The 9,832-nt window shown below is 71.7% G+C and carries 4 protein-coding genes and 1 pseudogene; all 5 read left to right on the top strand.

Annotated features, from left to right (window positions below):
* Nucleotides 1-304 precede the first annotated feature (304 nt).
* Nucleotides 305-1,135: a PP2C family protein-serine/threonine phosphatase gene (locus GH736_RS10880; protein WP_159603120.1), complete on the top strand. Its 831-nt coding sequence runs from the start codon at nt 305-307 to the stop codon at nt 1,133-1,135.
* A 124-nt stretch (nt 1,136-1,259) separates the two neighbouring features.
* Entirely contained in the window at nt 1,260-2,678 is a 1,419-nt protein-coding gene (locus tag GH736_RS10875) for a serine/threonine-protein kinase (protein WP_159603118.1), read from the top strand.
* Nucleotides 2,675-8,551 carry an Ig-like domain-containing protein gene (locus GH736_RS10870; protein WP_159603116.1) on the top strand — a complete coding sequence of 1,959 codons (5,877 nt, stop codon included), beginning with the start codon at nt 2,675-2,677 and terminating at the stop codon, nt 8,549-8,551. The genes GH736_RS10875 and GH736_RS10870 overlap by 4 nt, the downstream gene beginning before the upstream one ends.
* A gap of 13 nt (nt 8,552-8,564) precedes the next feature.
* Complete coding sequence (locus GH736_RS10865) at nt 8,565-9,536, top strand: AAA family ATPase (protein WP_159603114.1); 972 nt, start codon at nt 8,565-8,567, stop codon at nt 9,534-9,536.
* Nucleotides 9,533-9,832, top strand: a pseudogene (locus tag GH736_RS10860) (hypothetical protein); the annotation flags it as partial. The gene GH736_RS10865 and the pseudogene GH736_RS10860, both read left to right, overlap by 4 nt.

The following is a 9,832-nucleotide window of genomic DNA, read 5'->3' as shown; positions in this document are numbered from 1 at the left end:
TCCGTGTCACTGATGACGACTGAACCTTCTTTGCAGGCGGTCAGCTTTGACACGTCTGCTGCCTTGGCCTGTGCGACGCCGGTCGGCCCGCATGGTGGCGGCGCTGCCGTCGCTACGCCAACCTGCGATCCACCAACGGCACCACGGTGCACGGAAGGTCGGGCACACGGCGCATGCGCGCCGGCGAATCGATCGTCGTCGCACCGGGCACCCGACTCGACCTCGGAGACGATACGATCGTCGAGATCCTCCCCGCCCCCGTCGTTCCCCCCTCGAGCGAACCGAGCAGACAGCAGGCAGCGCCGTGACGCAGATCGGCAACGGAAACGCCAAGCACCGCATCACGCTGCCCGACGGCACCGAGGTGACCATCGCCTGGGCCGCCGTGACCGACACCGGGCTCCGACGCGAGGTCAACGAGGACAGCTTCGTCGCACAGGCGCCCATCTTCGCCGTGGCCGACGGCATGGGCGGCCACGCCGCGGGCGACTTCGCGAGCGCTGCGGTCGTGACCCGGCTGGCCGAGCACGGCGGCCGCCTCATGATGGGCACGCCCGAGATCGACTCGGCCCTCCGGCTCGCCGTGCAGGACATGGGCCGCGGGGCGGGCGTCACCGATGAGGGCAGCGGCACCACGGTGACCGGCGCGGCCCTCGGAGCCATCTCCGACGAGCCGGCGTGGATCGTGTTCAACATCGGCGACTCGCGGGTGTACCGCCTGGTCGGCGGCGTGCTCGAGCAGCTCACCGTCGACCACTCGATCGTGCAGGAGCTCGTCGACGCCGGCCAGATCACGCGCGAGGAGGCGGACACGCACCCGCACTCCAACGTGATCACCCGCGCGGTCGGATTCCACGAGGCGCCGATCCCCGACTACCGCGCGATCGCCGTGGAGGAGGGCATGCGTCTCCTCATCTGCTCCGATGGGCTCACCAAGGAGCTCACCGCCTACGGCATCCGCCACTTCCTCGTGGCGAACCAGAAGCCCGAGAAGGCCGCACGCCAGCTCGTCGAGGCCGCACTCGGCAACGGGGGACGCGACAACGTCACGGTGGTCGTGGTCGACGTGCTGAAGGTCGTGCGGCCCGCCGGTGCGATCCTGCGCGGTCGCGGCGACGACAGCGACCTCGACTGACGGATGCCGCGCCGCGGCGGCTTCTGCACACGCTCAGGTGCGGCATCCGCGGCCCAATCTACAATGGGGGCACCGGGCGCCCGCCGGACCTCCGAGCGCCGACGCACCCGAGGCTGGGAGGAACGTGACGAGGCGTCTGCCGTCCACCCCGCCGAACCTGCCCGGGTTCGCGTTCATCAGGGTGCTCGGATCCGGCGGCTTCGCCGACGTCTTCCTCTACGAGCAGAACATGCCGAGGCGGCTCGTGGCCGTCAAGGTGCTGCTCGCCGAGGTCGTCAACGACGAGCTCAGGCAGATGTTCCAGGCCGAGGCGAACCTCATGGCGCAGCTCTCGTCGCACCCGTCGATCCTCACCGTCTACCAGGCGAGCGTCGCCGCCGACGGACGGCCCTACCTCGTGATGGAGTACTGCTCGTCGACCCTCGGCCAGCGGTACCGGGCGGTGCAGCTGCCGCTCCCAGAGGTGCTCTCCATCGGCGTCCGCATCGCCAGCGCCGTCGAGACCGCGCATCGCCAGGGCGTGCTGCACCGCGACATCAAGCCGTCGAACATCCTCACGACCGCCTACGGACATCCCGTCCTGTCGGACTTCGGCATCGCGTCGACCCTGGGCGAGGCCGAGACCAGCGAGGCGGTCGGCCTCTCCATCCCGTGGTCGGCGCCCGAGGTGCTGCACGACGACGTCTCGGGCACCGTCGCGAGCGAGGTGTGGTCGCTCGGCGCGACCGTCTACTCGCTCATCGCCGGCCGAAGCCCGTTCGAGGTCCCGGGCGGCGACAACGGCACCGCCGCGCTCATGGGTCGCATCGAGAAGGCCAAGCCGGCGCCGACGGGTCGCGTCGACGTGCCGCGCAGCCTCGAACGGGTGCTCGCGCGGGCGATGTCCAATCGGCCCCAGGACCGCCAGGCCAGCGCGCTCGAGTTCATCAGGGACCTGCAGGCCGTCGAGGAGGAGCTCGGCCTGCTCCAGACGCCGCTCGAGGTGGCGATGGACGACTGGGCGCTCGCCACCGCCGTCGACCTCGACGAGCGCACCCGCATCGGCGGGCAGCACGCGGTCGCCGAGGGGAAGGGCTCCCGCCGACGCACGCGCCGTTCGGCGGCGCGCGGTTCCGGCACCGTCATGAGGACGGACACCCGACCGCATGACGACACGACCGGCCGTGCCCGCACGGCGCCGCCGAGCACGAAGCGGGTCGTGTGGGGCATCTCGATCGCGGCGGCCCTCATCGTGGTGCTCGTCGGCGCCGGGGTCTTCGCCGCGGTGCAGGGCACGAGGGGCATCCCCGTCGTCACCGACGTGCACGGCACCGTCGAGGGCACCACGGTGACCTTCTCATGGGACGACCCCGGTATCGAAGGCGGCGACGCGTACGTCGTCTCGGTCGACGGCGTGCCTTCCCCCATGCAGCGCGAGGCGAGCTACGTCATGACCGCGGCGGACGGCGACCGGGTGTGCGCCACCGTCACCGTCACGCGCGACGGAAAGTCCGGTGCCGCGAGCGCGGAGCGCTGCGTCGACGTCGAGGAGGGCGTCGGATGATGCGGGTTCCGCAACTCGGACGCCACCGGTCGGCCCTGGCCACGGTCGGGGCGGTCACCGCCGTCGTCGCCGTGGTCGCCGGCGTCGCCGTCGCCTCGGGCGGATACGCGGCGCAGCGGATGGACCTCGGGGACGCCTCGGTCTGGGTCGTCAACGACGAACTCCAGTCGGTCGGTCGTGCGAACACCGCCGTGCTCGAGCTCAACTCGGTCGTCGAGACCGGGGGATCCACGTCGGACGTCCTGCAGCAGGGCGCGACGGTGCTCGTGCTCGACCAGGATCGCGCCAGCGTCGGCATCGTCGACCCCACGACCTCGAAGATCACGAAGTCCGTCGCGGTGCCGCCAGAGGAGACGACCCTCGCGCTCGCCGGCGACCGGGTCGTCGTCGCGTCGGGCGGCGCGGTCTGGTCCGTCCCCGCGTCGGGATTCGGCGACTTCGACAGCGACGCCGATCCCTCGCTGACCTTCGGAGCGGGCGCCGTGACGTCGGTCGATCCGGCCGGCGTGCTGTTCGCCTACACGCCGTCCACTGGCGATGTCGCGCGCGTCGACGCGGCCGACGAGGAGACGGTGGCCGCGCGGTGGCAGGTGCGCCCGCTCGACGGCGACCCCGACGTGCAGATCACGTCCGTCGGCGAGCGGTGGGTCGTCCTCGACGCCGACTCCCGCAGGCTGTTCCTCGACGGGCACGAGGTCGATCTCTCGGACGTGCTCGACACCACCGACGATCCGGTGCTCCAGCTTCCTGCGCTCTCCGGCGACACGGTGGCCATCGCATCACGGCGAGGCCTCATCAGCGTCGACCTCGACGGCGGCGAGCCGACCGTGGTCCGCGACGGAATGACCGGGACCCCCGCGGCGCCGATCATGCACGACGGATGCCTCCACGCCGCATGGGGCCGGGATGCGTGGCGCTCGTGCGCGCCCGACGACCCCGGGGAGATCGTCCGGCTCGACGGTGCCGCACCCGGCGGCACCCTCGCCTTCGCGGTGAACGGCACCACCCTCGTGCTGAACGATCGCAAGTCCGGCCGCACGTGGGCCGCGGCCGCCGGCTACGCGCTCATCGACAACTGGGCCGAGCTCCTCGCCACCCAGCGCGACGAGGAGACGATCGAGCAGAACGATCCCGAGACGCAGCCGACCATCGAGAAGTCGCAGGTCGCGCCGATCGCCGTCGACGATGAGCTCGGCGCCCGGCCCGGCCGTTCCACGCTGCTGCCGGTGCTGCTGAACGACTACGACGCGAACGGCGACGTCCTCGTCGTCGACGCCATCGACGGCGAGCTGCCGCCCGGCGCACGACTCGACCGGGTGTCGAACAACCAGCAGCTGCAGCTCACCCTGGATGACGCCGCATCCGGCACGATGTCGTTCGGCTACACCGTCGGCGACGGCCGTGGCGGCACCGCGCACGCCGTGGCGGCCGTCACGGTACGCGATCCAGAGGAGAACTCGCCCCCGCTCCAGCAGCGCGAGAACCATGCCTCCGTCGAGACCGGGGGCCGCGTGACCACCGCCGTCCTCGGCGACTGGATCGACCCCGACGGCGACCCGTTCTTCCTCGAGTCGGCCGCCGTCGATGCGCCCGACCGGCTCTCGTCGACCGCCGAGGGCATCGTCGTGTTCGACGAGGCCGGCGGCGTCGGCGCCGGCCGCACCGTGGGGCTCTCCGTCTCCGACGGCCGCGACACCGGCAACGGCGTGCTCACCGTCTCCGTGCGCGCGCCCGGGGACGTCACCCTCATCGCCGAGCCGTTCGTGGAGCTCGCCACCGCCGGCGAGGAGATCAAGATCGATCCGCTGCGGCACGTCCGAGGCGGGTCGGGGACCTACCGGCTGAGCGCGGTGCCGGCCAAGCCCGACGTGCAGATCGTGCCCGACTTCGACGGGGGCAGCTTCCGCTTCACGAGCGCCGACGTGCGCACCCACTACCTCGAGTACTCGGTGACCGACGGGACCCAGACGGCCACCGGCCTGGTCCGCGTCGACGTCTCGGCGCCGCCCGACCGGGACACGACGCCGATCACGGTGCCGCACACGGCGTTCCTGCGCGTCGAGCAGCCGGTCGACGTCGACGTGCTCGCCACCGACATCGACCCCACGGGCGGCGTGCTGATCGTCACCGGCATCACCGACGACGCCGCGGACGAGGGGGTGCGCGTCGAGGTGGTCGACCACCGGATCCTCCGCATCACGCTCGACCGACCGCTCGCGACCGGGTCCACCACGGTCGGGTATCGCGTGAGCAACGGACTCGCCGAAGCCGACGGCCAGGTGACGCTCGTCGAGGTGCCGCTACCGACCCGGGCGCAGCCCCCGGTCGCCGCGCCCGACACCATCGCCGCCCGCACGGGCGACGTCATCGACATCCGGGTCCTCGACAACGACGAGCACCCCGACGCCATGCCGTTCACGCTCGCCCCCGAACTCGACGAGAAGCCGGCCGGCGGATTCCTGTTCGCTGCGGGCGACCGGCTGCGGTACCACGCGCCCGACGAGGCCGGCGAGTTCCAGGCGATCTACCGCATCGTGGCATCTGACGGCCAGACTGCGACCGCCACGGTGAGCATCTCCGTCCGCGACGCGGATCCCGAGACCAATTCCGCGCCGGTCCCGCCGTCGATCACCGCACGGGTCATCGCGGGCGAGAAGGTGCGGATCCCCATCCCGCTCGGCGGCACCGACCCCGACGGCGACTCCGTGCAGCTGCTCGGCCAGGAGTCCAACCCCGAACGCGGGGCGGTCATCGGGCGCGGGGCGGACTGGCTCGAGTACCAGTCGGGCGACTACTCCGCCGGCACCGACACGTTCCAGTACTCGGTGGTCGACGCCCTGGGAGCGCGCGCCATCGGGTCCATCCGGGTCGGCATCGCGCCGAAGTTCGACGGCGCCCGCCCGCCGATCGCCGTCGAGGACGTGGTCACCGTCCGTCCCGGGCGCACGATCTCGGTGCGCGTGCTCGAGAACGACTCCGATCCCGACGGCGGCACCCTCACCATCACGACGCTCGAGCCCAACACCGCGGCGGCGACCGGCGAGATCGACGGCGACACGGTGCGGGTCCAGGTGCCCGACGCCGAGGGGGAGATGGCGTTCGTCTACACGATCCAGAACGAGCGGCTGAGCACGGCCTCCACCTTCCTGCGGGTCATCGCCGACGACGACGCGCCGCTCGCGCGACCCGAGGCATCCGACACGGTCCTGAGCCTCAGCGACATCCTCGATGAGGACGTGGTCGACGTCGAGGTGCTGCGCAATGTCTTCCTGGCCGACGGCGACGCCGCAGACCTGACGGTCGGGCTCGTGGCGGGCTACGACTCCGGCGCGCAGGTGCGCCGCGATGGCAGCATCCGCGTCACCGTGCAGGATCGTCGCAGGATCATCCCGTTCTCGGTGAGTCACCCCGAGGATCCGACCGTCGTCTCGTACGCGTTCATCTGGATGCCGGGTCGCGACGACGCCCTGCCGCAGCTGCGGCGCGACGCGCCCGAGGTGGAGGTGCGGAGCGGCGCGGAGGTCGTGCTCGACCTCGACGACTACGTCATCGCCGCGTCCGGGCGACCGGTTCGAATCGCCGACGAGGCCAGCGTGCGCGCCTCGCACAGTGACGGCACGGAACTCGTCGTCGACGAGGACACCGTGCGGTTCCGCAGTGAGACCGGCTACTTCGGGCCGGCGTCGCTGTCGATGACGGTGACCGATGGCGAGTCCGGCACGGATCCCGCCGGCCGCTCGGGCACGATCGTCATCCCCATCGACGTGCAGCCGACCGAGGACCAGCCGCCGAGGTTCAGCGGCGGCGTCATCGACTTCGAGCCGGGCCAGTCGAAGACCATCGACCTCGTGAAGCTCACCACCTACCCATACCCTGAGCACCTCGACGAACTGGCCTACCGCATCCTCGAGCCGCGGCCCGACGGCTTCTCGCTGTCGCTCGACGGCCAGGAGCTGACGATCTCGGCCGCCGAGGCGACCCGGACGGACGGCAGCGGGCCCACCGTCTCGATCGCCGTGCGCGACGACGCCAACGAGGGCACCGCCGGGCGGATCGAGCTGCGCGTGGTGCCGTCCACGCGGCCGCTCGCCCAGCCCGCTGCCGACTACGCCGTCACCGCCCGCGGCCGCACGACGACCATCGACGTGCTCGCGAACGACCGGGCCACCAACCCGTTCCCGGGCACGCCGCTGCGCGTAGTGCGCGTGACCGGCCTCGACGACGACCTGCCCGCGGGGGTCCGCGTCGTGCCGAGCGCCGACCGGTCGACCCTCACCGTCGACGTCGACCAGCGCGCGGAACCGATCAACACGACCCTCCAGTACCAGGTCGCCGACGCGACCGAGGATCCCAGCAGGTATGCCTGGGGCTCCGTCACGATCTCGGTGCAGGACCGGCCGGATCCGGTGACCCAGCCCCAGGTGACCGGGTTCGGCGATCGCACCCTCGACGTGGCCTTCGGCGCGGGCGGATTCAACAACTCGCCGATCACCGGCTACGAGATCTCGCTCGTCGACGCCGAAAGCGGCGAGGTGCTCGACACGTCGTCCTGCGCGGCGACGACCTGCACCGTTCCGACCCCCGGGAACGGGCAGGGCAACGCCGTGCGCGTGCGCATCCAGGCCCGCAACGACATCGGCCTCTCCGATGCGGTCGAGGCGCCGGGACCGATCTGGTCGGACGTCATCCCGCCGCCGCCCGCGGGACTTCGCGCACTCCCGCTCGACGGCCGGCTCCGCATCGAGTGGTCGCCGGTCGACTCCGGCGGCGGAAGCCAGGTCGGCTCGTACGTCGTGACCGTCGGCGGCGTCTCGAGCGAGGTCGACGCGGGAGCCGCCTGCACCCCCACCGTCTGCGCGACGGAGTCCCAGGGCATCGCGAACGGCACGCAGGTCCCGTTCACCGTCAGCGCCAGGAACCAGGCCTACCCGGCGCTGGCGGCCTGGACGGAGGCCGGGGGCAGCGGCACCCCGTTCGGATCCCCGATCGCAGGCGGTATCTCCGTGGTCGGCGACGCGGCCGCGGGCACGGTCACGGTCTCGTGGTCGCCGTTCGAGGGGAACGGCGACGCGATCGGCGGCTACTTCGTGCAGCGACTCGCCGATGGACAGACGGGAGTACCCTCGGGGCCACAGGCCTGCTCGGTCACGTCGCCCGCCCCAGGCCAGGTGGTCGCTCCCGCGAGCGGCGGCTCGGTCGCCGAGGTCGTGCAGGTCGGCGGCGACGCCTCGAGCGTCCAGTTCTCCGGTACGGTCACCGAGTCGACGCGCTACTCGTTCGTCGTGTGGGGCTTCAACCGAGCCGCATGCGTGAACACCGAGGTGGCGGGCATCGTCGTCCGACCGGCCCCCGGGGCGGTGAACAACGTGCAGAGCGACATGTCGTGGATGAACGAGGAGACGTGGGACCGCTACGTCTCCAGCGTCGAAGCGGATGCGCCCCGCCTGCAGATCGTCGCCGTCGACGGCAACGGCGCCCAGCTCGGGCAGCCCACCGAATTCCGCGGGTCCGGCTGGCTCCGCGCACTCCTGAATCGGCCGTTCGGCGAGTCGGCCCGCTTCCAGGTGCGTTCCTGCTCGGTCTGGGGCAGCTGCGGGCCGTGGTCGGCGATCATGCCGTCCAGCGCGAGCCCGTCCCTGACGTTCGCGCTGCCCAGCCGGGTGTGGGATGCGGCATCCAAGAGCTGGTCCTGGGCTGCCCCCCCTGACAACTCGGGCCTGCCGGCCGCGTTCCGCTGCGGCACCGAGGACGGTCGCAACGCGAGGAACGCGCAGTCGGCGAACACGTGCCAGGTGCCCGACGCGAACGAGGCGGACCGGGTCTGGTTGGATGTTGAGGTCGCGGGTGTGACCGCCAGGTACTGGAACCGATGAGCGAGGAGCAACGATGACGATGACCCCCGAGGAGGCGACGCGGTTCGCCGCGAACCTCGACCGACTGGTCGGCGCCGTCGAGGAGGTGCTGCTCGGCAAGAACCGGGTCGTGCGCCTGGCTTTCACGGCGCTCCTCACCGAGGGCCACCTGCTGCTCGACGACGTGCCCGGCACCGGCAAGACGTCGCTCGCGCGCGCCATGGCGCAGTCGGTCGCGGGCACCAGCAACCGGGTGCAGTTCACGCCCGACCTGCTCCCCGGCGACATCACCGGCGTCACCGTCTACGACCAGCGCAGCGGCGTGTTCGAGTTCCACCCCGGTCCGATCTTCGCGAACATCGTCCTCGCCGACGAGATCAACCGCGCCAGCCCCAAGACGCAGTCGGCGCTGCTCGAGGTCATGGAGGAGGGCCAGGTCACCGTCGACGGCCGGACGCACCCGGTGGGACATCCGTTCATGGTCATCGCGACGCAGAACCCCGTCGAGCAGGCGGGGACCTACCGGCTGCCCGAGGCGCAGCTCGACCGGTTCCTCATGCGCTCGTCGATCGGGTATCCCGATCACGCGTCGACCATCCGCATCCTCGAGGGCGCCGACCAACGGGCGCACGACCAGCGGGTGCCGTCACAGCTCGATGCGACGGAGATCGTCGACATGGCCGCCCTGGCCCGCACGGTGTACGTCGACCCGACCATCCACGACTACGTCTCCCGGCTCGTCGACGCCACCCGGACCGCCCGGGAGGTGCGTCTGGGCGTCAGCGTCCGCGGAGCGCTCGCCCTCATCCGCGCGGCCAAGACCCACGCCGCCGGACGCGGACGGCACTACGTCGTGCCCGACGACGTCAAGGCGCTCGCCGAACCGGTGCTCGCACACCGCCTCATCCTCGACCCCGAGGCCGAGTTCGACGGCGTGACGACCTCGAACATGATCGCCCAGGTGCTCATCGAGACGCCGCCTCCCTCCAGCAGGCAGGCCGTGTGAGCTTCACCCAGACCCGCACGACGATCCCCGAGGAGGCCAAGACACAGGGCCTGCTCGCGGTCGTCATCGGTCGCGTGGTCATCGGCGTCCTCGCCGCCGCAGGCGTCATCACCCGGTGGGCGCGTGCCGTGCAGGGCGTGGTCACGCCGGTCGGCTGGGCGACCATCGCCGGCAGCGTCGCCGCGCTCGCGGTCGGCTACGCGTGGGGCTGGGCCGAGTTCATCGCCATCGGCTGGGGGCTCGCGCTGCTCGTCGCCGCGGCATCCGTCTGGCTGATCGGTCGTGGCGCCTCGACG

It is taken from the genome of Agromyces humi (assembly GCF_009720255.1).
Taxonomy (GTDB): Bacteria; Actinomycetota; Actinomycetes; order Actinomycetales; family Microbacteriaceae; genus Agromyces; species Agromyces humi.
Note: the sequence above shows the minus strand (reverse complement) of the source record. Positions and strands in the feature narration are given on the sequence as shown.

What these genes read in the sequence shown, in the direction of transcription:
- GH736_RS10870 (WP_159603116.1), top strand. Translation starts at nt 2,675, where the DNA reads ATGATGCGGGTTCCGCAACTCGGACGCCACCGGTCGGCCCTGGCCACG.
- GH736_RS10865 (WP_159603114.1), top strand. Translation starts at nt 8,565, where the DNA reads ATGACGATGACCCCCGAGGAGGCGACGCGGTTCGCCGCGAACCTCGAC.